Source organism: Lentisphaera marina (genome assembly GCF_028745505.1).
In the GTDB taxonomy this organism is placed as follows: Bacteria; Verrucomicrobiota; Lentisphaeria; order Lentisphaerales; family Lentisphaeraceae; genus Lentisphaera; species Lentisphaera marina.
In genome coordinates, this window is the sequence record NZ_JAQZZL010000002.1 from 1,329,869 (window position 1) to 1,355,914 (window position 26,046).

General features: G+C 40.3%; 22 protein-coding genes. 8 read left to right on the forward strand and 14 right to left on the reverse strand.

From position 1 onward, the window contains the following. Positions 1–54 precede the first annotated feature (54 nt). Entirely contained in the window at positions 55–1,869 is a 1,815-nt protein-coding gene (locus tag PQO01_RS16340) for a UbiD family decarboxylase (RefSeq protein ID WP_274315157.1), read from the reverse strand. A gap of 153 nt (positions 1,870–2,022) precedes the next feature. Here PQO01_RS16340 and PQO01_RS16345 point away from each other — a divergent pair, with 153 nt between their 5' ends. Beyond that, the gene (locus PQO01_RS16345) at positions 2,023–2,565 is read left to right on the forward strand and encodes a hypothetical protein (protein ID WP_274315159.1); all 543 of its coding nucleotides are present in this window, start codon (positions 2,023–2,025) and stop codon (positions 2,563–2,565) included. Between the two features lie 9 nt (positions 2,566–2,574). After that, complete coding sequence (locus PQO01_RS16350) at positions 2,575–3,345, forward strand: DUF2071 domain-containing protein (protein WP_274315161.1); 771 nt, start codon at positions 2,575–2,577, stop codon at positions 3,343–3,345. Positions 3,346–3,522: 177 nt separating this feature from the next. Here the strand turns inward: PQO01_RS16350 and PQO01_RS16355 are convergent, their stop codons facing one another. Beyond that, a complete protein-coding gene (locus PQO01_RS16355; RefSeq protein WP_274315162.1) occupies positions 3,523–5,376 on the reverse strand; it encodes an MFS transporter in 1,854 nt (617 codons plus the stop codon). Between the two features lie 214 nt (positions 5,377–5,590). Between PQO01_RS16355 and PQO01_RS16360 the strand changes: the two genes are divergently transcribed. Then, positions 5,591–6,370: a substrate-binding periplasmic protein gene (locus PQO01_RS16360; protein ID WP_274315163.1), complete on the forward strand. Its 780-nt coding sequence runs from the start codon at positions 5,591–5,593 to the stop codon at positions 6,368–6,370. Here the strand turns inward: PQO01_RS16360 and PQO01_RS16365 are convergent. The 7 genes from PQO01_RS16365 to PQO01_RS16395 form a co-directional block, all read right to left on the reverse strand. Further along, positions 6,367–7,356 (reverse strand): GntR family transcriptional regulator, encoded by a 990-nt coding sequence (locus PQO01_RS16365; RefSeq protein ID WP_274315165.1) that lies wholly within the window; start codon positions 7,354–7,356, stop codon positions 6,367–6,369. The genes PQO01_RS16360 and PQO01_RS16365 overlap by 4 nt on opposite strands. A gap of 21 nt (positions 7,357–7,377) precedes the next feature. Next, the gene (locus PQO01_RS16370; RefSeq protein WP_274315166.1) at positions 7,378–9,693 is read right to left on the reverse strand and encodes a PVC-type heme-binding CxxCH protein; all 2,316 of its coding nucleotides are present in this window, start codon (positions 9,691–9,693) and stop codon (positions 7,378–7,380) included. Beyond that, positions 9,683–10,591, reverse strand: a complete 909-nt coding sequence (locus PQO01_RS16375; protein WP_274315167.1) for a sugar phosphate isomerase/epimerase family protein — start codon at positions 10,589–10,591, stop codon at positions 9,683–9,685. The genes PQO01_RS16370 and PQO01_RS16375 overlap by 11 nt, the downstream gene beginning before the upstream one ends. A 9-nt stretch (positions 10,592–10,600) precedes the next feature. Further along, the gene (locus PQO01_RS16380) at positions 10,601–11,698 is read right to left on the reverse strand and encodes a Gfo/Idh/MocA family protein (RefSeq protein ID WP_274315168.1); all 1,098 of its coding nucleotides are present in this window, start codon (positions 11,696–11,698) and stop codon (positions 10,601–10,603) included. A gap of 8 nt (positions 11,699–11,706) precedes the next feature. After that, complete coding sequence (locus PQO01_RS16385) at positions 11,707–13,125, reverse strand: sulfatase (protein WP_274315170.1); 1,419 nt, start codon at positions 13,123–13,125, stop codon at positions 11,707–11,709. A 110-nt stretch (positions 13,126–13,235) separates the two neighbouring features. After that, on the reverse strand, positions 13,236–14,930 hold the full coding sequence (locus PQO01_RS16390) for a divalent metal cation transporter (RefSeq protein ID WP_274315172.1): 1,695 nt from the start codon (positions 14,928–14,930) through the stop codon (positions 13,236–13,238). After that, on the reverse strand, positions 14,930–15,634 hold the full coding sequence (locus PQO01_RS16395) for a 3-keto-disaccharide hydrolase (protein WP_274315173.1): 705 nt from the start codon (positions 15,632–15,634) through the stop codon (positions 14,930–14,932). The genes PQO01_RS16390 and PQO01_RS16395 overlap by 1 nt, the downstream gene beginning before the upstream one ends. Before the next feature lie 178 nt (positions 15,635–15,812). Between PQO01_RS16395 and PQO01_RS16400 the strand changes: the two genes are divergently transcribed. Further along, the gene (locus tag PQO01_RS16400) at positions 15,813–16,940 is read left to right on the forward strand and encodes a DNA-binding transcriptional regulator (protein WP_274315175.1); all 1,128 of its coding nucleotides are present in this window, start codon (positions 15,813–15,815) and stop codon (positions 16,938–16,940) included. 399 nt (positions 16,941–17,339) lie between these two features. On the opposite strand, the gene PQO01_RS16405 is transcribed toward PQO01_RS16400, so the two are convergent. The 4 genes from PQO01_RS16405 to uxaC are packed head-to-tail and all read right to left on the reverse strand — an operon-like array spanning position 17,340 to position 21,307. Further along, positions 17,340–18,599, reverse strand: a complete 1,260-nt coding sequence (locus PQO01_RS16405; RefSeq protein WP_274315177.1) for a nickel-dependent putative hexonate epimerase — start codon at positions 18,597–18,599, stop codon at positions 17,340–17,342. Next, on the reverse strand, positions 18,589–19,068 hold the full coding sequence (locus PQO01_RS16410; protein ID WP_274315178.1) for a gluconokinase: 480 nt from the start codon (positions 19,066–19,068) through the stop codon (positions 18,589–18,591). Before PQO01_RS16410 ends, PQO01_RS16405 begins: the two co-directional genes overlap by 11 nt. Before the next feature lies 1 nt (position 19,069). Further along, positions 19,070–19,897, reverse strand: coding sequence for an SDR family oxidoreductase (locus PQO01_RS16415; RefSeq protein WP_274315179.1), 828 nt, complete (start codon positions 19,895–19,897; stop codon positions 19,070–19,072). Between the two features lie 9 nt (positions 19,898–19,906). Further along, positions 19,907–21,307: a glucuronate isomerase gene (uxaC, locus tag PQO01_RS16420; protein ID WP_274315180.1), complete on the reverse strand. Its 1,401-nt coding sequence runs from the start codon at positions 21,305–21,307 to the stop codon at positions 19,907–19,909. A gap of 191 nt (positions 21,308–21,498) precedes the next feature. On the opposite strand from uxaC, the gene PQO01_RS16425 reads away from it, so the two are divergent. Further along, the gene (locus PQO01_RS16425) at positions 21,499–21,840 is read left to right on the forward strand and encodes a cupin domain-containing protein (RefSeq protein WP_274315182.1); all 342 of its coding nucleotides are present in this window, start codon (positions 21,499–21,501) and stop codon (positions 21,838–21,840) included. Here the strand turns inward: PQO01_RS16425 and PQO01_RS16430 are convergent. Then, entirely contained in the window at positions 21,837–22,040 is a 204-nt protein-coding gene (locus PQO01_RS16430) for a hypothetical protein (protein ID WP_274315183.1), read from the reverse strand. The two genes, PQO01_RS16425 and PQO01_RS16430, sit on opposite strands and share 4 nt — an antisense overlap. 548 nt (positions 22,041–22,588) lie before the next feature. Here PQO01_RS16430 and PQO01_RS16435 point away from each other — a divergent pair. The 3 genes from PQO01_RS16435 (at position 22,589) to PQO01_RS16445 (ending at position 25,748) form a co-directional block, all read left to right on the forward strand. Then, positions 22,589–22,879 carry a Dabb family protein gene (locus PQO01_RS16435; RefSeq protein ID WP_274315184.1) on the forward strand — a complete coding sequence of 97 codons (291 nt, stop codon included), beginning with the start codon at positions 22,589–22,591 and terminating at the stop codon, positions 22,877–22,879. Positions 22,880–22,953: 74 nt separating this feature from the next. Continuing rightward, positions 22,954–24,363: a sulfatase family protein gene (locus PQO01_RS16440; RefSeq protein ID WP_274315185.1), complete on the forward strand. Its 1,410-nt coding sequence runs from the start codon at positions 22,954–22,956 to the stop codon at positions 24,361–24,363. A gap of 2 nt (positions 24,364–24,365) precedes the next feature. After that, positions 24,366–25,748 (forward strand): sulfatase family protein, encoded by a 1,383-nt coding sequence (locus PQO01_RS16445; protein WP_274315186.1) that lies wholly within the window; start codon positions 24,366–24,368, stop codon positions 25,746–25,748. Positions 25,749–26,046 lie beyond the last annotated feature (298 nt).

The following is a 26,046-nucleotide window of genomic DNA, read 5'->3' on the forward strand; positions in this document are numbered from 1 at the left end:
TCCTCGATCTTTACTGAAAGAAAAATCGAGAAATTTCCAGTCTATAAATTTCGATTATTTAAGGTATTTACCCAAGACTTCATCTGCTCTTTTAGCAACCGCAGGATCTTCCTCTAGCACAGGCGCATGATGACTTTTTATACGAGCATCAATAATCATCGGAGCTTCGCAAGACCAATGCTTATCAATCACCTCTGAATTCAAACCATAGACATCTGCAGCTGGATCAGAGCGGGTAAAGGTCAACCACAAGAAGTTGCTTATTGATTGGGCACAAAACTCACTCTCTTCTGTCAAAACAATCATTGCCACGCCTTCTCCTGCGATTAATTCGCGAGCTAAGCGTTCACCTTCCTCTCGAGCTTGATCACTACTCTGCCATTTGCCAATATCTAAAGCAAGCACTCCGTCCATGACAAAATGTACATCTCCTTCAAAAGGACTTTTGAAAGTTTCTGGAATCGCTTTAGCTAAAGTTCGTTTAGGGTTCCCGCAAGCAATTGCCACCAATTTAGAACCCTTGTTCAACTCTGTACTAGAGTAATCAAGCGTATCCATTGTCGTACATGTATGAAAATGTAAATCCCTAGAGAAATCCAGGCGTTCTAATGCGTACTTAAAGAATTCTTCGTAATCGTGCACATGGGGTGCCACTTGATCTCCATCGCCTAGAAGAAATAAATACTTCGCAAGAGAAAGCTGCCCCTTGCCTAAAATCGCATGAGCAATTGTATGTAATTCATAAGGTTCACCATCATCACAATAAGGTAAATAGCGATCTTCCGCCGTGGCTAATAACAATGGGTGCACACCCGCTTCATCAACTGCATTCAACTCTCTTAAACCTGGCAACTCGGAGGGCAATACTTCTCCCGTCAAATGGTGAATCACATCGCCAAAGGAAGTATCTTCTTGTGGAGGACGCCCAACTACTGTAAATGGCCAGATGGCATCTTTCCTGTGAAAAACTTTTTCTACCTTCATATAGGGTAAGTTATGAGTCAAGCTATAATAACCTAGATGGTCGCCAAAGGGCCCTTCTGGTTTTAAATCATCTTCGTCTACGGTTCCCAATATACAAAAATCAGCTTCGGCTGCCACAGTCCATTCTTTGTACTTCGAATAGCGCCATCTACGACCTTGTAATAAGCCTGAAAAAACGACTTCTGGAAGGCCCTCAGGAAGTGGCATCACTGCAGAAAAAGTCATTGAGGGAGGGCCTCCTACAAATACAGCTACGCGAAAAGGCTTCTTTGCTTTGCGGTGAGATTCGTGATGGACGCCAATACCGCGATGAATCTGGTAATGCAGACCAATTTCTTCATCTTTTTTAAATTCATTTCCTGCCAGCTGAATTCTATACATCCCCAAATTCGAATTCATTGGGCCTGCATTTTCCACCGCTTCACTATAAACCTGTGGTAAAGTAACAAAAGAACCACCATCTTCTTGCCAACAGACGATTTGAGGTAAGTCACTGAGTTTCGCTTCACACTCCATCACCGGAGCTACTTTAATTTTCTTAGGCAAAGTATGGATCAATTCTTTTAATAGTGGGAAAACTTTCCAAGGTCGCTTCTTTAATTCATTAAGTTTTTCTTTGTCCGCCTTATAAGACAGAAGTTCTTTAACTTTCTCACAACGGCCCTGAAAAATACTTTCGGTCTGTTCTATACTCGCAAACAAATTCGAGACACAGGCAAACTGACTACCTTTCACATTTTCAAATAATACGGCTCCCCCACCGCGTTCATAAACGCGTCGCTGAATATAGGCCATTTCTAAATAAGGATCGACTTCTTCTTTGATGCGAATTAAACGCCCTTCGCTATCTAAGCCATCTACTAATTGTTTGGTACTTGTATACAACTTTTATTCCTATTGTTTTGGCCAACAATAGTCCATTTTCCTGCGGTATAAATTTTTATTGATAAAAAACCATGAAACTTAGTGCTTTTTCGTATTGCATCCCCCTACAAAATGCCTAATTTTAATTAAATACTAATAATTAATTGTAAGACTATGTCTAAACATCTATTCAATCTTTCCTGCCCACGCTGCGACACTGTAGTTAGAATACAACATAAAAAAACTGATTATGAATGCTCACGCTGTCATTTCAAAATTTTTATCAATGACTCCCACAACCTTTTAGAGTCCTACTCTAGCGGCAAAATCAAAGACCTCGAAATCATTGAAAATTCTGTCAACGAATTCGTTGACGGCACACGCAAAGAAGGTCTTAGCCTTAGTTTTCAAGAAATGCTTGAAGAGCAAGAGCCGGAAGAAGAAGCTGCTGAACCTAGCTTTGGCATGGTCGACGATATTGATGGCAAGTCTTCACATACTCAAGTTATCAACTTAAGTTTTGACCCCACAAAAGTTCTTGATGAATACACAGCGAAGAAAAACGCTTCCAAGAAAAAAATGAGCCTCAATCAGGCGATAGAAAATGCCAAGCATGCTAGAACGGAAGTCAGTAACTTTAATCGCTACCTTCTGATTGGTGGCATTGTACTAGCATTTGTCATTATTCTTATCATTTTCATTCTTGGTGCTAATTAAGGCTGAATTATGCCGCTTTGGAAACTCACCAAACAGGCTGATCGATTAACCTTATGCAACTACCGTATTAAGCCTGAGGCGCTTGATCATCTATTACCGGAAGGAACTCGCGCTCGCATTCATAATGGCCGAGCTTTTGGTGGCGTAACCATTAAAAACTATAATTGTCAGAAATACGATCTTGCGGCCTACTTAATGGGTTTCCCCTATGAAATAGTTCTGCACAGTGTTGCCATTGAATGGGACGAAGAGGAGGAAACAAAAAATGGCTTACTCATCCTAGCCTTACACAATTCCTCACGAGTAGCAGCCTTCCTATCAAAAAGCCTATACCCAGTAAAATGTCATTACTTACAGTTTGAGGCCGACGAACACTTCTCCTCCTACCAATTCAAAGCTCGTGCCAAAGATCACGACTTATACCTTCATGCTGGCATGGAACCTCAATTTGCCAAAGATTCCTTTTTCTCCTCAGCTCGTGAAGCAGGGAACTTCTTCCAAGAATCACTCATTCATCAGCATTCTATCAACCAAAAAACCGGACGCTTCTTTCAATCTTTAGCTGAGGGTCAATGGACATGCCAAGCTTTAGACATACGCGAGTTTAATTCACAATTTTTCGAAGCAAATTTTGACCCCAAAGACATTGAAATCGACCACGCCGTAATGATGCAAAAACTCGAACCCAGTTGGTGTGCCTCTAGCTTTGAAAGAAAAGAAGTTATCAGCTCCTCCTTTGCCATGAACCAAAAGAGTGCTCGCAAAGTAACACGGTCTTAATCCCCCTTTTATAAGATCCAATTCACTTCACCCTCCTCTTCGAGCAGAATTTACGAATAGCAATCCTAGCCTCTAGCTTATTAGCCGAACTTAGTGCTACTCTTCACAGCTTGGCAACAAACATAAAAAAAGGCCGAACTCGTGAGTTCGACCTTTTTGCGTTTATCTGTGGATCAATTAAGCTTCAGCTTTTTCCTCTGCAGCTTCACTTTCTTCACGACGTGATTTAAGTGCTTCACCAATTTCTTTTAATTTCTCTTCCGTGAGAGGGTAAAAGAGAATTAGTACAAATCCAAAGACACAAGGAAGTGCTGACATCCAGCTCACCATGCCGACAATACCATCTTTGGCTTGCTCAGTTTGAACTGCATTAGCTTGAAAACCAATCCAAGTTAGAGTTGCCATGGCAAGAACACCACCAAGAGTGTAACCAAATTTTTGAGCCATTGTACAAGCAGACATAACTAAGCCAGTTGCACGGCGACCTGTTTTCCATTCAGAATAATCAGCAGCATCAGTGTACATCGCCCAAACGAGTGCTGCAGTAGGGCCAAACATGAGGTTAATAAGTATATTCACGATAAAGAGCATCGTTGTGTTCTCTGGCGAAATAAAACCAAAGAGGAAGGTGAACGCTGAAGTCAATATGATAAGTACTGCAAAACCTTTTTTCTTGCCTAAGTATTTCTCAATAAAGCCCACTCCTAATAGTGAAACGAGGTTAGCTAAAGTTCCAGAGAGCATGAATAAGGGAACTACATCCGTATTGCCGACAACGTACTTGAAGTAATACATAATTGTTCCGTTCCTCAAGCACACGTGGAAAAGAGTGATGATACCAAGAGCGAAAAGAATTAACCAAGGTACATTTTTCAATAGATCACCAATATCTTGACCAAGGCTAGATTTTTCTTGTGTCTTAGGTGGCTTAACACGCTCTTTCGTTGTAACGAAGGTTACAAAGAACATGAAGGCTGCTGCAACGGCAAAAACACACATGGAGAGTTGGAAACCATTTTGTTCATTGACAACTTTTACTGAAACATCCGCTCCCGTAATATCGACTGGAATCATCTCATCTGAAATTTCATCCTTATTCTTTTTGAAGACAGTCTCAATTGGAATAATAGTCTTTGTAAAACCATCCATACAGTATTTAATCTGATTAAAATCTTCTGTATTATCACCCGTTTTGTATTCATTTTTAAGCTCGGGATCAAGGAACAACTTACCCTCAGTATTTTTATGTAAAATCTTAGACTCTAAAAAGTAGGTTTCGTTATTAATGTAAAATGACTTATTGCTCGTATAAAATAGGTTTTTATTTTGAGCATCTGGCACGTTTGCCACTTTCATCAAAATCTTTTTCATTATACTCGGTTCAGTATAACCAGGTAGTTTCGCTGTTGCTTCTAGGCGTGAAGCTCCGCTTCCCTGCTCGGTCACAACAATGACTTGTTTATTATTTTCCAGACTTTGGATTTTAGCGTCAATAACTGAAGTATCTCCACTACCGAAAGAAGCCACTAAAGGCAAAGTTGCGGCCTGAACAATGATACCACCAGAGAAAGCCATGATAAATCGCATTTGAGAAAAGCTTGTTCTCACCTTAGGGTCTGGTGAAACGACTCCCATGAGTGAAGAATAAGGAATATTTACAACTGTGTAGATCAATACCATGGCGCCATAAGTTATATAGGCCCATGTCAGTTTACCACCCGCAGAATAATTCGGAGTTGTAAACATGAGTATACCCGCTACCGCAAAAGGAATTGCTCCAAAAAGAAGATAAGGTCGGAATTTACCCCAGCGCGATTCTGTGCGGTCAGCAATAATGCCCACGACTGGATCATTAATACTATCCCAAATACGAGTGACAAACATCATTGTGGCGAGCACAGCAGGTGCCAAACCAAATACATCCGTATAGAAATAATTTAAATACCAAACGAACTGCATCCAAAAGAGGTTTGATGCCAAATCGCCTAGGCCGTAACCAAACTTTTCCTTAAAAGTAATTTTATCACTCATATTGATCCTAATCATTATTTAAAATTATATTTGCACTTATGAAAGCGCGCTTATATCAATCTAATTAATAGCCATGACCCCATTCGAATTGACAAGTTTTAGAAAGAATTATCTAAATAAATGCTAAAGCACCAGGAACTTGATGAAATTAAGTCATCTCCCCATGACATTTGACGGCTTGAGACTAGAATAAATAGATTAATAGGAGCTCACCATGAAACACTTTTTAACCCTGATCATTATTCTTTCATCTACACTTTTCCTTTCATCTTGCCAATCATCAAAGACGGAAGCTCGCCCCATTCGAGTGGGAACTTCTGCAGACTATTACCCCATCATCTTCAAAAAGGATGGTCAGTACCAAGGCGTAGAAGCGGATTTAGCTGAAGCATTAAGTATTGAACTCGGTCGCCCTATTGAATTCGTTGAGATGCCCTTTTCTTCTTTAATTCCCGCCCTTAACGGCCGTCGAATCGATATCATCATGGCAGGCATGTCGATTACTGAAGAAAGAAAAAAATATGTCAAGTTTACTGATCCCTACATGGAGATCAGTCAAATGATGCTCATTAGAACTAGTGAGATGGGGCGTTTCCGCAAACCTGGCAATGGTTATTATGTGAATTCTGGAATGAAGATGGGGGTCATTGGCGACACCACTGGCGAGGATCTCGCCAAAAAATATTTAAAAAAGGAAAAAGTTAAAGCTTACGCGAATATAGATGATGCCGTCAAAGCTTTGAAAACCAAACAAATTGACTGCTTCATTCACGATGCTCCCTATATTTGGTCTTATACCAACACTAATGAAGAACGAACTCTTACAGGCGTATATTGGGACTTGTCAAAAGAGCATTTAGCTTGGGGAGTTAGCTTAACTAACTTTGCTTTGCAAAAGGATCTAGAAACGGTCTTAATGAAATGGAAACTCAATGGCTTCAAGTCTAAGATTGTTCAAAAGTGGGTTCCCTACCGAGTCAATTACGCATATTAATAGAGAATAATTTCCGGCATCACAAGAACTTGCTTGTCAGTCAGTTCTTTAGAAGAAGCCCATTGAATAGCTTGTGCAAACATAGACTTCCAATCTTGACGTATGGTCATTGACCCTTTGTAAAATGAGTCTAATTCACCATCAAAAGTAATAATTTTTACTCTTTCTGAATGACCTTTCTCTGCCATATAAGTTAAGACGTAAGGTAGCATATCGTGATCAGGAACAAAGAGATAATCAAGATTTGTACCTTTGAAAACCGAACTCAACACCGCTAACACATCCTTAATGCTCTTACTCTTTGTTCTCTGATGAAGATAGAGTTGAAGACCATGGTGATGTAAACTCTCTTGGTAATAAATTTCTCTCACTGCCAAAAAGGGTTCTTCTTCACTCAATGGTGGTACCAAAATGGCTAACCTAGGATCACTATTAAGGTTTTTTATTTTAGTTACTACCGTATCAATAGCGCCGTATGAATCGGTAGAAAAATAATTGAAATGAGGATCAGAACGATTGATTAATACCTGAGCAATCTGACTCTCTTTCAATTTTTTAATGTAATAACGGGCACGAATTGAAGGACGACTCCATATCACACGACTACTGGGGTTAAGAATGATTTCGGAGAAATACTCTTCAATATTTGAACTACAGTGAATGCTATAGTTCAAATCATTGATTTCCGTCAACATCATGGATAGAATCGCATTAAACTTATTCGCTTCTAAACATTCCACATCATTGTTCAAAATAATATAAACATGTTGTTGGTCATCGGGAGACTTTACATAAGTCCCCGATCCCTGATGCGATTCTAAAACACCTTCTGAAACCAGCTGCTTAATAACTTTATCAATTGACCCACGCGAAACCTTATACTTTGCCATCAATTCATGACGTGTAGGCAACAGACTTCCTCCAGGATATAAGCCTGAATTTATCTCTTTGCGAAGATTTTGTTTGACTTGATCAGTTATACTCAAAGCAGCTTTTTCCTTTTTTAATTACTGTAGTTCCTTAACTTCATAAGGCGTACTTCTAGAACTAGTATCCTTGCGAACTTTTTTGAATACAGATTCCGATACGGCTCCGGATTTATTACCAAAATGATTGCGGATAAAGGTTGCGATTGCCGCGAGATCTTTATCTTTAAACATGGGATTCGCCCCTAAACCTGGCATCGGCATCGGAGTATTGTACTTTTTCTTATTAACCGTGATGGGACCATAAAGACCGTGCAACATGACTTTCGCTAGGCGTTCTTTAGAATCGTTGACCCACTCACTCTTCACAAGTGGAGGCCCCATATTAGGCAAGCCTTCTGCATCAGGTCCATGACAGCCAAAACAATTAGCATGGCCAAAGTAGAGTTCTTTACCCTTATTAAATAAGGCCTTATCATTTTTATTGAGTTTATTGTAATTACTCAGAACTTTCTTTTTCCCTACTTGGACATAAGTCTTTTGAGTACCTTTATCTTTAAGTAGTTTTGCGAAATCTGCAAAATTTTTATAGTCTTTTCCTAGACCACTAAGCAAAGATTCTTTGATATACTTTTTACCCTGAAATTTATTGGCAAGATCAACTAAGACTTGATAATCTTGTCCACTAAAGAAATCCGAGCCAAGCATTAAAATTTGTAAAGCTTCTTCATAATTAGTGGTCTTCGTATACTCAGTAAGTTCAGCTTTAAATGTATTTTTTTCAGAATCAGATAGGTACTCTGATACCGCCAAAGCATTGACTCGAACTTTGACATGATCGTGCTTGAGGCCTGCACGGACAGCTTGCAAGTTCACTGCACCAAGTCCTTCTAAAGTCCAGAGTGCATTAATCACGCCACGGTAATCACCTGCTTTTTCTATCAATTTATTAATTGCAGGCACCGCCGTCTTGTCGCCTTTGAAGACGATTTGTTGACGTGTGGTGTCGCGCCACCAACCATTGGGGTGATTGAGATAGTTTACGAGTTCGACCGCAGATAAGCCCGATAATTTCGGTTGCTTTCCAAGTCCTTTTTGCGTACTGCGCAAACGATAGATACGCCCACGGTCATTATTGCCTTTATCTAAACCACGAGCCAACATCTGCTTACGTAAGTATGTAGTTACAAAAACTTTGTGTTGCAGTATGCCATGATAAATATCGAGGATATAGAGTGAACCATCTGGAGCCGTAAATAGGTTTACGGGGCGAAAACGTTCATCAATTGAATTCAAAATCTCCGATTTAGGAAAGACTTCTTTACCTGATAAAGAACCTGGCTTTTCAATGATATAACGTGCAGAAATTAAATTTCCCGCAGGTTCGGGTGTTACTGCCATGCCATAGTATTTTTCTGGAAACTGATCACCGCGATACACCGTGCTACCACTCGCCGCTGTAAAGTTCTTTAATTTCCCTTCAGCTGTAAGCACACCTTTCATATAAGCTCGGTTAATACCGGGATTTATACGTGCTGAATACACGCCATTCCCACCAATTCTTGCTGAACCAACTTTCACAGAAAAATCTGGATTTTTGAGCAGTGAATTCGGGCGAAGGTACTCACCTGTTATTGGTGAGGAGTTACCATTATGATACAGGCGACCGAAATCATCCATACTGAGTCCCCACTGGCCACGATTATCGCTTTTGCGCTTTACTAATTTAAAGAATTTATTTTTATATATCTCTTTGGAATTGCGCGGTAACTTGGCATCTAAAGGCAGCGCTCTGTAAGAGTCTGATGACTTAGAGTTATAATACCAATTATCAAGAGCATAGAGCATGGAATTGGGCTTGTGCTCTAGAGAGCCTCCCTTAGCGTAATCCTTGTCGGCAACTTCCTGTAATCCAGCTTTTAAGCCGGGTAAGACTTCGCAAAAATAAAGCTGAGTATGATCTGCATAAAGAATTCCTCCTGGAACAAAACTTATAGCTCTTGGAAGCATAAGATCATTAAGAAATACTGTACGCTTATCAAGCTGGCCGTCACCATCTGTATCTTCGAGTACGACGATATTATTTTTTGATACTTCCTCATTTTCCCCGTCGACATTAGGCATAAGCGTATTCATTTCACAAACCCACATACGACCATCGGGATCAAAAACCATTGTTACTGGGTTGATAACCAAATTATCGCCCGCAACTAAATCAAGTGCAAAGTCATTTTGAACTTTAATTGTTTTCATGGCATCAGACACTTCTAAAACTGGCGCAGGGGGGATTTTATCTGCTGGAATGGGATCAGTCATCACATGCCCTTTTCTATCACCACTCTGAGCAAAAATATTCATTGAAAGAAAACCGCAAAGTAAAAATGTACTAAACTTCATTAATTAGCTCCTTATTTGTAGAGAACTTATTCCACTTCCAATTCATTCCTTCAAGAAGTTCTATTAATTTCTGACCGTATTGGACATAAACTTTGTAATTCCAATCCCAGTCAATACCATCCTTATCTTTAGCGTGAAAAACTGTAGCCATGTGAGGCTCGATCGAAATACCACCATCGTAATTACGCTCGTGTAAATCTTTCAAGATTTCTTTCACATAGCCCTGCCCTTCGCCAGGAAGGGTGTATTTTTCGGGCTTCCCATCGACAGGGTTGAGTGAATCTTTAATGTGAATGTAAGCAATATGTTCTTTTATCTGAGAATAAAACTCCCAGCTATCCTGCCACACATCAACGCCTTTCGAATAATCTTTCATAAAAGGACTATTGCCCGTATCATAAATCAACTTCAGACCAGGCACATTTTCCATAAGCTCATGGGTATGCTTCCAACTCATGCCTCCATAATTCATACAGTTTTCGTGAACGGGCTGAATACCTGCTTCTTTGAATAAACGAACCACTTCAGTCAAACGTTTAAAGCGTTCTTCTTTGTACTGCTCTTCACCCTCACAACGAGCATAAGACATGATACGAATCATCTTAGTTCCAAGGCGCTGCATACGGGGAATGGCACGCTCCACTTCTTCAAGAGTAATAGAAAAATCATCTTTGATGTTTTTCGCCCAATTCGCTACAGCTGAACCGAAGCAATTGATATAAACACCTTCTTTATCCAAAAGCTCGACCACTTTTTCAAAGTCAGCATCACTGATATCGTGAATATTTTTTCCATTAATATTTCTCGACTCAATAGCATTCCAGCCAAGTTCTTTTGTCGCTTTTATTTGAGTAGCAATATCCTGTGCCGCTTCATCTGCAAAACCTGTTAAATACATACAATATCCTTATTTAAAACTTCTAAGTTCAGGAGCTTTCTCGAGAGGCAAAGTCACCTTGGCACCACCATTGAGCGCAGATTGATAAATCGCTTGTATCAATTCTACCGATTTGCGACCTTCATAAGCATCGGCTGGTACTTTGCGACCTTCGCGAATGGCACTGAGAGCGGCTTCAAAGTTTTTTTGATGCCAAGAGAAGTCAATCGCAGACGGATCTGCAGCTCCGGCACCACCCGCATCGGGATTGAAACCAAATTCATTCATAAATTCTTTATCACCATCCTGCTCCTCACGGAATTCCCAATGAGTAAACTTATCATCTTTGAGGAAGGCAGAACCATTGACACCACAAATATTCACTTCCGCAGCATGCCCCTCTTCTGAATAACAGGCAGTTGAGCCCTGAATAATTCCTTTGGCACCATTTTTGAAATTGAGGATTGCCACAGCAGTATCTTCAACTTCGATATTATTATGAGCGAGAAGGTCAGCAAAAGCACATACTGAGTCGACTTCGCCAGCAACGTGAAGCAGTAAATCAATCGTATGAATAGACTGATTCATGAGTGCACCACCGCCGTCCAATTCCCAAGTCCCACGCCAGGCACCAGAGTCATAATATTCTTGAGTTCTATACCACTTCGTAACCGCCTCAATTAAACTGAGTTGACCAAAACGACCCGATTCTACTGCTTCTTTGAGTTTAATGGTACCACCATTGAATCGACGTGGCAGGATACTAGCGACTTGCACGCCATTTTCTTCTGCAGCTTGAATCATCGCATCTATTTTATCTATGCTAACATCTACCGGCTTCTCAACGAGGATATGCTTACCTGCTTTTGCCGCAGCAATGGCCGGTTCCATGTGAGCGCCACTAGGAGTACAAATCGTAACAACATCAACTGCGGAGTCCGCAAGCATTTCATCTAAATCAGTGTAGGCTTTACAGCCATATGTCTCGCCAAATTGAGCCCCTCGCTCAGGACTTCTTTCAAAACAGGCGACTAATTCGGCGCCTTCCATGGCGGCAATTGCCTTAGCGTGAAAATTGGCAATCATTCCACAGCCAATAATAGCGATTCCAAAGTTTTCTTTACTCATAATAATTCCTAGAGTTTATTTTCTTTTTTAATAATCTTTAAAAGCTCGTCGACCATTTCCGGTTTTTGAGAAGCAATATTTGAGCTCTCAAGCGGATCATTCTGGTGGTCATATAATTCAATGCTCGAATACTCACCGTTTTTACCTTTACTGGCAATTATTCTATAATTTTTATTTCTTAGAGATACCGCTTTACCCCAAAAAGAAAGGGCTGAGTCTCGGCCGAGAGTATCAACTGAATTAAAAATTGGCACGAGACTCTGCCCGGAGAGTTTATTTTCCGTTTGACTAAAAGAAGGTTGACAAAGATCAATCAGTGTTGGATAAATATCAGTCGTTTCAACCACTGCGGAACTCATTTTTGCCTGAGTACCAGGAACACGAAACATTAAAGGAGATTTCAAAGCTTGTTCATGCAGGTTGTGTTTGCCCCAGATTTGATGATCACCTAAATGCCAACCATGATCAGACCAGAGAACCACTACAGTATTTTTATCGAGTCCAAGTTCTTTAAGTTTATCCATCACTTTACCCAGTTGAGCGTCAACGTAAGACACACAAGCATAATAAGCTCGACGGGATTTAATCTGCTCTTCTTGGCTCAAGGGTTTAGTTTTATCACCTTGATACTTATAAAACTCACCACTTTTATGCCAGTATTTGGTATCACCTTTTTTATTATAAGGAGCCAATTTAATTTCTTTACCCTCGTACATATCCCAATATTTTTTGGGTGCAACGAAAGGTAAATGTGGCTTAAAAAAACCTAAGCTCAAAAAGAACCTCTTGTCTTTGAGTTCTTCGAGTTGGCGAATGGCTTCATCTGCATTCATTCCATCCGGCAATTCATTATCCTTAAGATCTTTGAATTCCATGCGAGGCATATATCCAGAACCGTCTTCACGGTGCTTACCATCGGCATAAGCAAAAAATACGCCCCAGCCTCTTTTCCAGGCGCCAAAAGGAGTTTTCTTCCAGTCCCAGGCAAAGGGCAACTCATCACTGCCATCGCCTTTACCATTATAAGCATAGTGGCGCCCGTCAGCTGTGTGAGAAACTTTGCCAATGACTGAAGTCAAGTATGAACTACGTTTAAACATTTCAGGAATGGTCTGAGCACCATCAAGCTGAGTTTTACTCAACTGTTTAAACGCTCCATTGCCCAAACTTTGTTTATTCCGAGGTCTCTGCCCTGTCAGGAGAGCATAGCGCGAAGCCCCACAAGTGGGAACCTGTACGTAGTGATGATCAAAAGTCAGAGATTCAGATGCCAATTTATCGAAGTTGGGACTAATAACATCCTGATTTCCATAACAGCCCAGTGAATTTCTTAAATCATCCACGCAGATCATCAGTACATTGTACTTATTCTCTGCTGAGATATTTGCGATTAGCGCAAATACACAGATGTAAAAGAATTTATTCACTCGATCTACCTGAAAATTTAGTTAAACATAAAACTGCTAGGCCGAAAACCATTATTGACGCAATCGCAGCCTCATTAAAGTGGTGCTGAATCGCATGACTGAAGATGATATTACTCACTCGCGGTTGCCCCTTCTAATGCGGCTTCCTTTTTGTGTTTATTCATGGTGTAAATTTGACCAATAATAACTAGGATAACAAAACCAATTAGGAAATACTTACCGAAAGCAACATCACTGCCCCCAATATTCATTTTTTTATTCCAGGCCGTATGTCCAGCTGCTACTCCTGTGATGAGTAAGGAGATACCGGTTAAGACATTCCAAATAATACGGTTTTTGCCTTTTGGTATATTATCTCCAAGTACCTTTTTGGAATTCATCATCATGAAGAATGCGAGGAAGGCCACGGGCAGCAGGATATAACCAAAGGTAGATGTAACAATAGCGAGGTAAGTTCCTGATCCTGAGCCCCAAATAAAGGGCCATAGTACACCAGTTGTTGCCAAAAAAGTTCCGCGCTTATGCGCCTTTCCACCATGCTCAAAGCCAAACATTTCACAGACAACAAAACCACTAATTAACATCAACATTGAAATTGTAGATAAGGCCATGGCTAAAACTCCGAAGCCAAAAATAATGTGAGCCATTTTCGGTCCCACAGCAACTTCTAGTGCTTTGGGAAATTCTTTGGTATCGCGCTTAACAAGCATACTAGCAAGAATGACTTCATCATTATCTAGCTCAGTACTTAAATTGCTAGATCTCTTATCGAGCATTGCCTGAACTTTAGGTGCCTGTTTGTGACCTTCGACTATCTGCACGATTCCTGCTTTTTGTTCAGTGAGGCCTTCAAAAGGTTTAGCGTGGAAGGTCACAGCAGCTGCGATAGCGACACAAGAAGTTGCTAAGACATAGGGTATAACCATGCCCGTCGACAAGTCAAAAATGGCTAATCCACGGTGCTTTTTCCCCCAGCCTTTATTGAGCATTGAGAAGGGAAGTAGGAAAGTCATATTAATCCCCACCGCAGTCGCCGCCGCAGAGACCATAATATCACGTTGAGTTTGAACGACATTTTGAGTCCAAAATTCACGAGCTGCAGGATCCGCAATTTGATTGATCACTGCTTGGATTTCTGACGCAGGCTGAACAAGTTTCTTTAAGTTTGGAATAAAGCCTTTAAGAATTTCACCAAAACCCACATTGCCAGCCGCAATCAATTTACCCGCTACAATCATGAAACATAAAACGATAGCGGCAACAATGAGTTTGAGTACGTTTTCATAGATCTTCATACCTTTACCCTGCTTACCGTAGCACATTGTAATAAAAGCTGAAAAAGCAAAAATGATCGCTGTAATCACTAATTTCGTACCTGTACTATCAGGATTTGGGATCGATGGGAAAAGATTTTGAGTCATTGCGGAGTACGCAAGAGAGTACTGCGGCAGCACCCAAATCATATTAGCCATTAGTGAGGCCAATAACCAACCCCAAGCTAAAACGGGATTTATACTCTCTTTCATTGATTTAAAGGGAGACTTCTCAGTACTCAAAGTCACGTAAGAAATCGCTGAAAGCATGATCACCCCCATGGCCATGGCAACGAGCTGCACCCACAAGAACTCCACACCACCAATGACACCTAAAAACAATGCACTGGCCAAAGAACCACCACCTAGTGTGATCGCCGATTGCAACCAACCTGGGCCAGACAACTTCATATAAGTTTTAATTGTCGCGCCACGCCCTGCAGCATGTGCTTCATCTAACATTTGAACTTCTGTGTTAATTTTGTCGCTCATTATTTTGCTGGCTCCAGTTCTTGAATCACAATATTACGAAATTGAATGATATTTTTGGTTTCACCTGTCTTAGCAAACACTTTGCTTCCGTGGTGTTGAATAGCGATATGGCCTTCTGTATCTTTAGTATCAATGACATGAGTCATCAGTGTTCCATTGAGGAAAATTTTGATATCAGAGCCACGACATTCAACGCGGTATTTATTCCATTCCAGGTGCTTGTAAACTTTCTTTTTCTCTTCAGTCCACTCAGGAAGCTGACTTCCTTTAAAATCGGCATCGGGCTTAGAACGCTTAGCGTGCTTGGGGTAGAGCCAGCCTCTTCTGCCTTGATCATAGAGACCGCCACTCCAAGCTCGCTCACTTGGATCTACCTCTGCTTGATAGCCAATGACTGACTTGCCAGTTTTACCTTCCTTAATCTGTGCTCTAAAAATGAGCCCTGAGTTAGAGTACTCATCAACATCTGGCATTTTCACTTCATACTCAAGGATAAAATCAGCGTAACGTTTCTTGGTAGGAAAGAAAAAATTCTTTTTCGAAGTTAAATGAACGACCCCGTCCTTTAATTCATACTGACCATCATTGTAGACATTCATACAATCCTTAAATTCAGGATCCGTATACAGCCTTTCTTTTTGTGGGGTACTGACACAAGAATACGCTAAACCTACAAGGAGGAGGAGTGAGGACTTCATTTTCATAATTTGCCTATTTTTAATCATTTTTATTGAATTTGATCAAAAAATACACGCTCAAACTTGCCTAAACAATTAAAGCATTTGTAGAAATCCACTAAACATTTGATTAATTTGTCTAAAAATATGATCAACTTGCAAAAACAACTATCTTTATGTATATTTTGCAAAAAATGAGTTTCTTATGATTAAAAAGCGAATCGTCTTAGCCTTCCCCATGGGATCAAGCCATTGGGAAAAAACAGCTTATGGCATTCGTGCTTACTGTAATGAGGAAAAAGAAAACTGGAAACTCATCACCAATCCCGAAACCCATATCTTAAAACTCTCCGATATACCCCCCGAATCTGCCGATGGGGTCATTGCCATGTTGCGGAATCAAGAGGACCTAGCTCTCGCAGAAAAACTCGCTATTCCCCTGATCAATATTTCTGGAACTCTACTGCGATCGGTGCACCCCAGAGTATGTCCCGATTTCTTTTCCATGGGAAAACTCGCTGCCGATCATTTTTTTGAACGTGGCTTTACGAACTTTGCCTTCTTTGGTCTCAACTCGACTCATTTTTCTAAAATGATGTATATGGGATTCCAACAGCAAGTTGAACAAAGACATCATGGCGTCCACGCTCTTGAAGTTCCCTTCGGAGCCGACTTTTTCAGCAATGATGATCAAGTCTTAAAATTCCTCAAAGAGCTTCCCAAGCCCTGTGCGATCCTAGCAGCTCATGACCCCCGAGCTCAGATGCTAATTCAAGCTTGTGAAGAACTTCATTTACGCGTTCCTGAAGACATTGCCATTCTCGGTTCCAATAACGACACCGTGAGCTGTGAGTTTTCCTCTCCCCCTCTCTCTAGTATTGAACGTGATGATAAAAAAGTCGGTTTTGAAGCGGCCAAGGCATTGGATATGCTCATGCGTGGAGAAGCTTGTCAACAAGAATTACTAATCCCACCCGTGAATATACAAACGCGCAAATCGACCGAAATCTTCACCCCCACTCATCCAGAGATTAAATTAGCGCTGAGCTTTATTGAAGAACAATTTACTCAAAGCTTAAATGTAAAAATGATCTGTGACTACCTCGGGCGATCTCGGCGCTGGCTTGAGTATGCTTTCCGAGAGGAACTGCAACAGAGTCCAAAACACTTCATTGATGAGCGCCGTTTAAAAAAGGCCATGCAATTACTGAAAAAATCAGCCCCATTAAATCTCTCGCAAATTGCCCACCAAAGTGGCTTTTCATCTGTCGACCAAATGAATCAACTCTTCATCAAAAAACACGGCAAGCGCGCCATTTTCTTTAAAGTTTAAAAGCTTGTGTAAAAAATATTATTTGAGGTACAAAGTACCGATGTAAAATAACGTGCGGCATGAGCCATACGGAAAATAACCTGATAAAATTCAGGGCTCACGGCTGTGAGCCCGGCATCTGTCGGACCCAAGCACGGGCCCTCACTTAATTCCGACCCCATTTTCATGCCCCTTACGGAGCACGCTACATTCTAGCAGACTCACAAATGAGTCCTTATTGACATTTTTACGAATATCCTGTGGCTCACGCCACATACCAATCCATGTCGGTGCTATGCACCCAAAAGAATGTTTTCCACACAGCCTCAAGCTTGCTTTACATTACAGAATATAAATCTTTACTGGATACAAAAATCTACGTTCTCAAAGGTTCACACACCGAACTCTGCCACCCTTTACTTAAACCGTCCAAAGACCGAGAGCCGGATTAGAAATGTAGAATATTTCTTCTCCATCCACTATGTTCCAGCCATCTTTCAGTTTGGTGGGGTCATATTTTTTGACAGTCTCTTCATAGGCTTGGTAATCAAAACCCACCATGAGGATTTCTTCTTCAGTCACTTTAGGGCCTGGGCAATAAGTAATATTGAAACGCCCATCAGAAGTCCCGTGGATGAGGTGTGCTGCAGCCGATAAATTATTGGCCAATTCTAGATTTTCTTCTACATCCTTCAGAGTCTGTTCCGTACCTAGGTAGCCGTATTTACGAATCAAGCGATCGATCTCCGGGTCTTCACCAAAGGTATGTAAATCAGGTGCCAAAACTAGTAACTGCCCATTATCTGCCATCGCTTTACGAGTGCGATATACCGCTTTGTTCCCTAGCCAAGTAGAATTAAATTCTTCTGGATCGAGGTAGACCACACATTTCTGAATGGGTTTAGGCAATTTATCTAAATTAACTTCTCGGCTTAATTCACAAGCCGTTTCAAAAACATCATCATTTTCACCTGAATAAAGCCCACGGAGAACGAGTTCATCTTCTTCTTTGCCAATCACAGTGAGAATAAACTCTAAATTAACTCTAGGACGCACATACTGATCATAGCTCTCATTAAGCGCTCTACGCACGGGGCTATCGGTCTCGCCCATAATCCGTTCCATACCATAAACGGCTCCGAGGTAATGAGATTTATTAATCGTATCGCCACCACCAACGCCAATCATCACATTCTTCGTGTAATTTGCCATGCCAATGACTTCATGTGGAACAATTTGACCTATGGAAATAATAAGATCATAATCATTTAAAACTTCTTTATTTACTGCCACTTCCATGGGGAAATTTAATTTTCCTTCTGAGAGTTCATTGATTCTCTGTGCAGATAATTCACCTAAGACTTCCAAGGCATTGCGCCAATCATGAGGCATGTAGGCCTCCAATGGAATATCCTTGCCAAACATCAAATGAAGCTGTTCAGGGGTCATGGGGACATGGGTTCCAAGCGCTGGCATGATGTTAATTTCGCACTGATCTTTTAAATTCTCATAGAGGTAAGCAGTGATTTCTCCGGCACGAGAATTTAAACGCGTGTGATCTGGTGGGAGTAAAAGGAGGCGTTTAATATCCTTTACATGTGTATTGATAAATTGATCTAAGTGAGCGTGAAGTTCATCACGGCTAATGACTCGATCTGCTGAACCATCATTAATTAGCATGGATAGACTCCTTTAATTCATTAATTATTTCCACTGTACTTTTACTGATATCGACTTCAATAGCTGTCGTAGGTTCTTCTAAAGTTTCAAATTGGCTATCAAGCATTTCTGGCTTCATAAAATGATTGCGTTGCTTCATCCTATCGAGAATTAATTCACGACTTCCTTTTAGATAAATGTAGGTCACATCGCCAAATTTTGATAGTGTGTCTCGGTATTTTTCTTTTAAAGCAGAACAGGCCAAGACAGCTCCATCTCCACGATTCCATAATTGAATGTTCACGGCCAAAATATCGAGCCAAGGCTGACGATCGTCATCATTAAGTGCTTGTCCCGAGGACATTTTATCAATGTTTGATTGGGGATGAAAATCGTCGCCATCATAAAAAGGAATTGCGAGTGCTTTGGCTAAACCATCGGCAATGGTGGATTTACCACAACCACTAACACCCATGACAACATAGACCATATTAGACTCCAGAGAATGCTGAAAAGCCACCATCAACAGGCAAGACAATGCCCGTTATAAAGCGCGACCCCGGCCCTGCTAAAAACTTAAGAGAACCTTTTAAATCTTCTGGCTCACCAAATTCATGCATCGGAGTATTATTGAAGATTTTTTGACCTCGAGCAGTTAAAGTTTTAGCATCTTTTTCATAGAGGAGGAAGCGATTTTGATCAGATACGAAGAAACCTGGCGCTATGGCATTAACGCGAATATTCTTCTCTGCCAAATGAACCGACAGCCATTGCGTAAAGCTATCAACGGCAGCCTTTGCATTTGAATATGCTCCCACTTTTGTCAGTGGACGAGAGGCTGACATGGAAGAGATATTAATAATATTGCCTTCTCCTGATTCAATCATATCTTCGCCAAAAATTTGTGCTGGAATAAAGGAACCCTTGAAATTCAAGTCAAAAACTTGGGAATAGGCATCGGCATCGAGCCCAAAAAAACTATCCGCCATGGCAGTTTGATCGCTCATTTGTTCTGCGGGAGCAGTCGCCTTCGGGTGATTTCCACCGGCGCCATTGACTAATAAGTAAACTTTACCCCAAGTCTTATTGATCTTAGCTTTTGCATCCTCTAAGCTCTTTCGATCAAGAACGTCTGCTGCGATTACTAAAGTTTGCTCGTAGCCTTTTTCTGCCAATCGGTTTTTTAGATCAATTAACTTACTTTCTGTCCTACCGAGTAGAGCTACTTTTGCGCCCTCTTCTAATAAAGCTTCCACTAAAGCTGAACAGAGCACTCCAGCTGCACCCGTAACTACACATATTTTTTCTTGTAAACTCATTGTACTCTCCTAAAATTTAAAATAATTTTTAGCGTTATTATAACAAATATCTTCAATCAATTGTGCCAGGAACTTACGATCATCTGGTAATTTCCCTTGTTCTACATCACGGGCAAACAAATCACATAAGAGGCGGCGGAAATATTCATGCCTTGGGAATGAAAGAAAGGAACGCGAATCCGTCAACATGCCCACAAACTTACTAATCAAACCAAAGTTTGAGAGATCATTCATTTGCTTTTCCATTCCATCTAACTGATCGAGAAACCACCAACCAGAACCGAACTGAATTTTCCCTGCTTGACCACCATCTTGGAAGTTGCCAATCATCGTACCTAAGACGGCATTATCTTTGGGGTTCAAGTTATATAAAATCGTTTTAGGAAGTTCATTTTTTATATCTAAGCTATCCATAAAACGTGAAAGTTTTTCCGCAATCGGCAAGTCATTCATCGAATCAAAACCCGCGTCGCGACCCACTGTCTCAAAGCGACGTGTACTATTATTACGCATGGGGCCGAGATGTAATTGCATTGCCCAATCTTTTTCCGCATTCCAACGGGCGAACTCCTGCATAAAGGCAGTACAGAGTACTTCTTTTTCTTGTTCACTGAGTTCCGTTTTAGCACGTGCTTTTGCGAAAGCCACATCTAAGTCACTCGCAGAATACTCTGTGTAGTAAGCTCTAGGTAAGCCATGGTCTGAAAGCCTGCATCCTCGCTCATGGAAATAATTATGTCGATCCTTAAGAACTTGCAGTGCACTGTCAAAAGTTCTCACTTCTTGATCGGCAATTTCTCCGAGTTTATCAATCCATTCATTCCAAGCTTGTAAATCATCCAGAGCCAAAGCTTTGTCTGGACGGAAAGTTGGTAATGCCTTGAAGTCATTAATCTCTTCACTACAAACTTGATGAAATTGCAAGTTATCCGTGGGATCATCTGTTGTACATAAAACCTCAACATTTTGCTGTCTAAGCAAATTGCGACATGAATGGGATTGTTGGCCTAACTGTTCATTGCAATTTTGGTAGATTTTGTGAGCGTTATCGCCATTAAGTAAATCTTTAACACCAAAATACCTCTGCAACTCCAAATGTTGCCAGTGATAAAGTGGGTTGCGCATTGTGTAGGGAATTGTCTCGGCCCATTTTTGCCATTTTTCTTCCGGCTTTGCAGAGCCCGTAATAAATTTTTCTTCAATACCATTGCTGCGCATGCCACGCCATTTGTAGTGATCTCCCTCTAAAGTAGCTTCTGCCATGTTCGCAAAACAACGATCGCTGGCAATATCTTCTGGGGGTAAATGATTGTGATAATCAATAATTGGCATCTTGGCCGCGTGATTGTGGTAAAGATCTTCTGCAACACTATTGTTGAGAAGAAAATTATCGTCCATAAATTTTTTCATTGCTTAGTCCTGTATTGTTTGATCTAAGCTAAAGAAAGAAATCCACAAGCACAATTTGCAAAATACGCAATTATATAGATTTTTACGCAAAAATCATATTGAGCAAATAATAGTCACATAACACTCATTGCAATAATTGCATGCAAACTAAACGGACTGTATTATTTCCTAAACAGACTTAAGAGAAAAGCATGAAAAAATATCGTGTCAGCCATTTTGATGAACTCGAAACCGTCAACTGTCCTTGTGGAACAACTCGTCGTGCGTTTATCGATGATCCAGATAAAATTGCCAGTATCCATATGGTTGATATCAAAAAGGATTCCGAACTTCACTATCACAAAAAAATGACTGAAATCTACCTCATTTTAGAGGGTGAAGGTCATATGGAACTCGATGGTGAGCTCATTCCTGTACGTAAAGACTCCACAATTCTGATTAAACCAGGTTGCCGACATCGCGCCATCGGAAAAATGAAAATTGTCAATATCCCCGTCCCCGCCTTTGATCCAAACGACGAATACTTTGATTAAGTTTTGGGTTTCCAGCGCGCAGCGTCCCAAATGGAGTAGATGTGAACTATCCAGCCCATCAAAATGACCCAAAGTAGCGAACACAAGACAAAATGTATGGCTGCAGGAATTAAACGCCCCTGAACTAATTGCCCTAAGCCGGGTATGAAAAAACTACATACGGCGGCGATTACGTTTCCAGTTGTTCCTTGATTTGACATATCTTTCCTCATTAATTTTCACAATCTACACTTAGTCAAAAAAAGCTCAATTCAAATTACCAAAGAAAAAAGCCACGCGCTTAAGCATTGATTTAATCAATGAATGGACAAGAGAATATTAACTTTCTCTAAGGCACATATTCATTTACAATATCTAAGTGATTAATAACTAAGTTGTGAGTGTGTCCCGTGAATAGTAAAATATGGTATCTAATAATAATTCTAAGCTGTTTTACATCATGTAAAAATGAAAAGAGTCATAGTCAGCTAAAACTTGATGACGAGTTTTATATTGAGAAGCTTTATGTGAACACAAGTTTCGAAGTAGCTCCATTTTAAAGAAAGTAGAATGGAAACCAGTATCAAAGTCCTAAGCTAGAGTTTGTATCTCGAAAAAGTTTCTAAAAAGCTCTTTGCTCTAATTTTTATCATCAAAAATTATTTGATAAATAATCTCATTTTCTTGTTACCAAGTTCTTATAAATACGTTACTTATAAGTAGTATAACTAAATGTAGATTTTTTAATTTTTTATTTTGGATAAATTCTATGATTACCCACGGTGTTGTTTTTACTCTCAAAACTGATTCCCCTCTTAGCAGAGAAGAATTTTTTGCTAAAGCACTCAAATTAAAAAAAATTGAGACCGTCAGCAAATTTAAAATTGTCCGTGAAACCAGTCCAAAAAATAAATTCGAATTTGGTTTATTCATGAAATTCAAAAGCCCTAAAGAATACGAATACTACAATAATCACCCTGATCATCTCGACTTTGTTCAAAACATTTGGATCCCCAATGTCGAAGACTTCATGGAAATTGATTTCGAAAAAATTCTCTAAAACTTTTTATTAAATGTAAGCTTAAGTTTTTGGCAGTGTAATTTATATAACACAAAATTTAACCTAGGCCTTTCATGAGACTTCATTTTTTAGTTTTATATCTATCTTTTTCGGCCCTACTTTACGCTCAAAAAACCAATATCGTTTTCATCCTTGCCGATGACATGAATCGTGATAGTTGGGGCATTTACGGTAACAAAGATTGCCAAACTCCAAATATTGACCGCATTGCTTCTGAAGGACTTATTTTTGAGAACCTCTATGCAACAGTAGCTATGTGTGCCCCTTTCCGCCAGGAACTTTATTCCGGCCGTTCTCCATGGAGAACAGGTACTCTGGCAAATCACTCAAAATCGACTCCAGAAACAAAAAGCCTACCTCATTACCTAAAGCCAATGGGCTATCGAGTGGCTTTACTAGGTAAAAGTCATGTCGGCCCAAGCAAAGCATACCCTTTTGAATATGTAAAAGGCATCTCCAAAAGTAAGGATGGCAATGATCACCTAGTTGCGGAGTCCGCAAAATTCATCGATTCTGCTAGAACAGAACAAAAGCCTTTCTGCCTATTTATTGCCTCAGATGATTCTCATGCACCCTTCACTACAGGTGATCCATCTCAATATTCAGCTGATCAACTTACTGTTCCTCCCTACTGGATTGACACACCCACCATGCGCGAAGCCATGGTTCAGTATTATGCTGAGGTCACTAATTTTGACTCCTTAGTTGGTCGTGTGGAAAATCTTTTAAAAGATAAGAATTTATTGGACAAGACCATTTTCATCGTTTGTAGTGAGCAAGGCTCACAATTCCCCTTCAGTAAATGGACCTGCTACGACACAGGACTTCATTCCGGCATGGTAGCGCATTGGCCCGGAGCCAAAAGTAAGCAAATCAATCAACTCATCTCTTTGTCCGATATTGCTCCTACCCTTGCGGAGGCCGCAAACTACAATGCTAAAGAAGATGATTTTGATGGTTTAAGTTTTCTTAAAGCTATTCAAGGAGATGAGACAGAAATCCGTCCTTATGTATACGGTGCATTTACAAACTGTAACATTATTGATAATCGCGAACGAATTTTTCCTATTCGCGTTATTCGCAATAAAGACTACTCACTGATTTACAATCCAAATCACACGGGTATAACATCAAATACGACCTTAAGCGCGGCTTTAGAAAATGATCTTAGTAAAACAAAAAAAGGCAAAGTTGACATAGCTTCGACTTGGCTTGAGCTCTCCATAAAAGACCCAATATACAAAAAGCGAGTCCAACAACTGAACAAGCGACCAGAGTACGAGTTTTTCAATCGGAAACTCGACCCTCATGAACTCAAAAATCAGATCGATAACCCAGAATACAAAAGCTTAATTCAAGACATGAAAGAAGCGCTTATTACTCAGCTCAGCACTCTCTCAGATGCTGATCCTATTGCTACCGAGCGTTCTTTAGTTAAAACAAAAAATAAAAAGAAGAAGTAAACATGAAATTATTTAGTCTACTCACTCTAATAAGTTTACAGTTTTTAATGGCTGTAGACAGCAGTAAACCCAATGTCATTATCATTTTAACTGATGACCAAGGATACAACGACCTCTCATGCTATGGATCAGAAACTATCAAAAGTCCTCGTATTGATCAACTTGCCGAAGAAGGTTTAAAACTCACGAGTTATTACGTGGCTTCACCTGTATGCTCGGCTTCACGTGCAGCACTTTTGACTGGTCGCTATCCAAAAAACGTCGGTGTTCCAGGTGTCTTTTTCCCCAACCGCGGACACAAAGGCCTTGCCCCCGAGCATCAAACCATTGCCGAACTCCTCAAATCAGTCGGTTACGCAACAAAAGCAGTCGGTAAATGGCATTTGGGCGATGAACTCGAATTTCTCCCCACCAATCAAGGTTTTGATTCTTACTATGGCATTCCCTACAGCAATGATATGTTCCCTGCTTCCAGCATGAAATATTCAAAAGATTGCCTTTTCCTCGAAGGCATGAATCAAGAACTACTCAAAAAAGCTTTTGATAAAAACAAACAACGTCCCGTGGGTATGAAAGACAAAGTACCTATCATGCGTAATGACGAGTGTGTAGAATTTCCTGCCGATCAAAGAACCATCACAAAACGTTTCACTGATGAAAGTCTACAATTCATTGATGAAAGTATAGAGAATAAAAAGCCCTTCTTCCTCTACCTAGCTCATAGTATGCCACACACACCTCTGTATGTATCGAAAGATTTTGAAGGTAAAAGTGCTGGAGGTATTTATGGAGATGTTATTGAAGAGATTGACTATAACGTGGGCAGAATCATCGATCATCTCAATGAAAAAAACATTGCTAAAAACACTCTCTTTATCTACACGAGTGATAATGGCCCGTGGCTTGTAAAGAAAACACATGGTGGTTCGGCACTCCCCCTTTTCGAAGGGAAAATGACGAGTTTCGAGGGTGGTCAAAGGGTTCCTGCCATCATAAGATGGCCTGCTAAAATCCCCAAAGGCTCCGTATCAGATGCCATGACGCTTTCCATGGATATCTTCCCCACACTAGCAGAAATCACTGGCGCTACTGCTCAAGACGCGGATTTGCTCAATGGTAAAAATGCCCTCGAACTTTATGAAGACCCTACAAACTTTAAAACTCTGCACGACTACTTTTTTTATAGCCCACGTGCAGTGCGCCATAAAAACTGGAAGTATCATCAAGTCGAAACTTTTAAACTCAAGAGTACTGCTCGAAAAACTAAGGGACCTAGCCTTTATGATCTCAGTAATGATATAGGTGAAAGTAAAAATCTTATCAATGATTACCCCGAAATTGCCGCTCAACTTAAGAAAGCACTCATGGAGCATAACAAAAAATAATTAAGGTCATAATTCTCTACTTTCGAAAGGGACGCTCTCCCTTTCGAGTTTTATCCACAAGAATTCACCTATCCTTGTCCAGGTGATTAAGGAGCATTTCCCCGTTTAATGCCTGAATCGCATGAAAAATTATAAAGCATCGTTTAGCAAGAAGCTATTTAATAAAAATAAACTCAATCATAATTATATATGAAAGTAATCTATAAATCATGGCCTCTTAGCCGCATAAATGTTTTCATTTTAAAGTCATAGCCACTAAATTCTTAGATGCCAAATATCCTGATTGAAAGGCTTCATT

Excerpts from the sequence above, each read along its gene's own strand:
- PQO01_RS16415 (WP_274315179.1), bottom strand. The coding sequence starts at position 19,897 with ATGAGTTTACAAGAAAAAATATGTGTAGTTACGGGTGCAGCTGGAGTG.
- PQO01_RS16430 (WP_274315183.1), bottom strand. The coding sequence starts at position 22,040 with ATGTCAAATCAAGGAACAACTGGAAACGTAATCGCCGCCGTATGTAGT.
- PQO01_RS16375 (WP_274315167.1), bottom strand. The coding sequence starts at position 10,591 with ATGTATTTAACAGGTTTTGCAGATGAAGCGGCACAGGATATTGCTACT.
- PQO01_RS16360 (WP_274315163.1), top strand. The coding sequence starts at position 5,591 with ATGAAACACTTTTTAACCCTGATCATTATTCTTTCATCTACACTTTTC.
- PQO01_RS16380 (WP_274315168.1), bottom strand. The coding sequence starts at position 11,698 with ATGAGTAAAGAAAACTTTGGAATCGCTATTATTGGCTGTGGAATGATT.
- PQO01_RS16350 (WP_274315161.1), top strand. The coding sequence starts at position 2,575 with ATGCCGCTTTGGAAACTCACCAAACAGGCTGATCGATTAACCTTATGC.
- PQO01_RS16395 (WP_274315173.1), bottom strand. The coding sequence starts at position 15,634 with ATGAAAATGAAGTCCTCACTCCTCCTCCTTGTAGGTTTAGCGTATTCT.
- PQO01_RS16390 (WP_274315172.1), bottom strand. The coding sequence starts at position 14,930 with ATGAGCGACAAAATTAACACAGAAGTTCAAATGTTAGATGAAGCACAT.
- PQO01_RS16435 (WP_274315184.1), top strand. The coding sequence starts at position 22,589 with ATGATTACCCACGGTGTTGTTTTTACTCTCAAAACTGATTCCCCTCTT.
- PQO01_RS16405 (WP_274315177.1), bottom strand. The coding sequence starts at position 18,599 with ATGCTAATTAATGATGGTTCAGCAGATCGAGTCATTAGCCGTGATGAA.
- PQO01_RS16410 (WP_274315178.1), bottom strand. The coding sequence starts at position 19,068 with ATGGTCTATGTTGTCATGGGTGTTAGTGGTTGTGGTAAATCCACCATT.
- PQO01_RS16400 (WP_274315175.1), top strand. The coding sequence starts at position 15,813 with ATGATTAAAAAGCGAATCGTCTTAGCCTTCCCCATGGGATCAAGCCAT.
- PQO01_RS16440 (WP_274315185.1), top strand. The coding sequence starts at position 22,954 with ATGAGACTTCATTTTTTAGTTTTATATCTATCTTTTTCGGCCCTACTT.
- uxaC (WP_274315180.1), bottom strand. The coding sequence starts at position 21,307 with ATGAAAAAATTTATGGACGATAATTTTCTTCTCAACAATAGTGTTGCA.
- PQO01_RS16345 (WP_274315159.1), top strand. The coding sequence starts at position 2,023 with ATGTCTAAACATCTATTCAATCTTTCCTGCCCACGCTGCGACACTGTA.
- PQO01_RS16445 (WP_274315186.1), top strand. The coding sequence starts at position 24,366 with ATGAAATTATTTAGTCTACTCACTCTAATAAGTTTACAGTTTTTAATG.
- PQO01_RS16355 (WP_274315162.1), bottom strand. The coding sequence starts at position 5,376 with ATGAGTGATAAAATTACTTTTAAGGAAAAGTTTGGTTACGGCCTAGGC.
- PQO01_RS16425 (WP_274315182.1), top strand. The coding sequence starts at position 21,499 with ATGAAAAAATATCGTGTCAGCCATTTTGATGAACTCGAAACCGTCAAC.
- PQO01_RS16370 (WP_274315166.1), bottom strand. The coding sequence starts at position 9,693 with ATGAAGTTTAGTACATTTTTACTTTGCGGTTTTCTTTCAATGAATATT.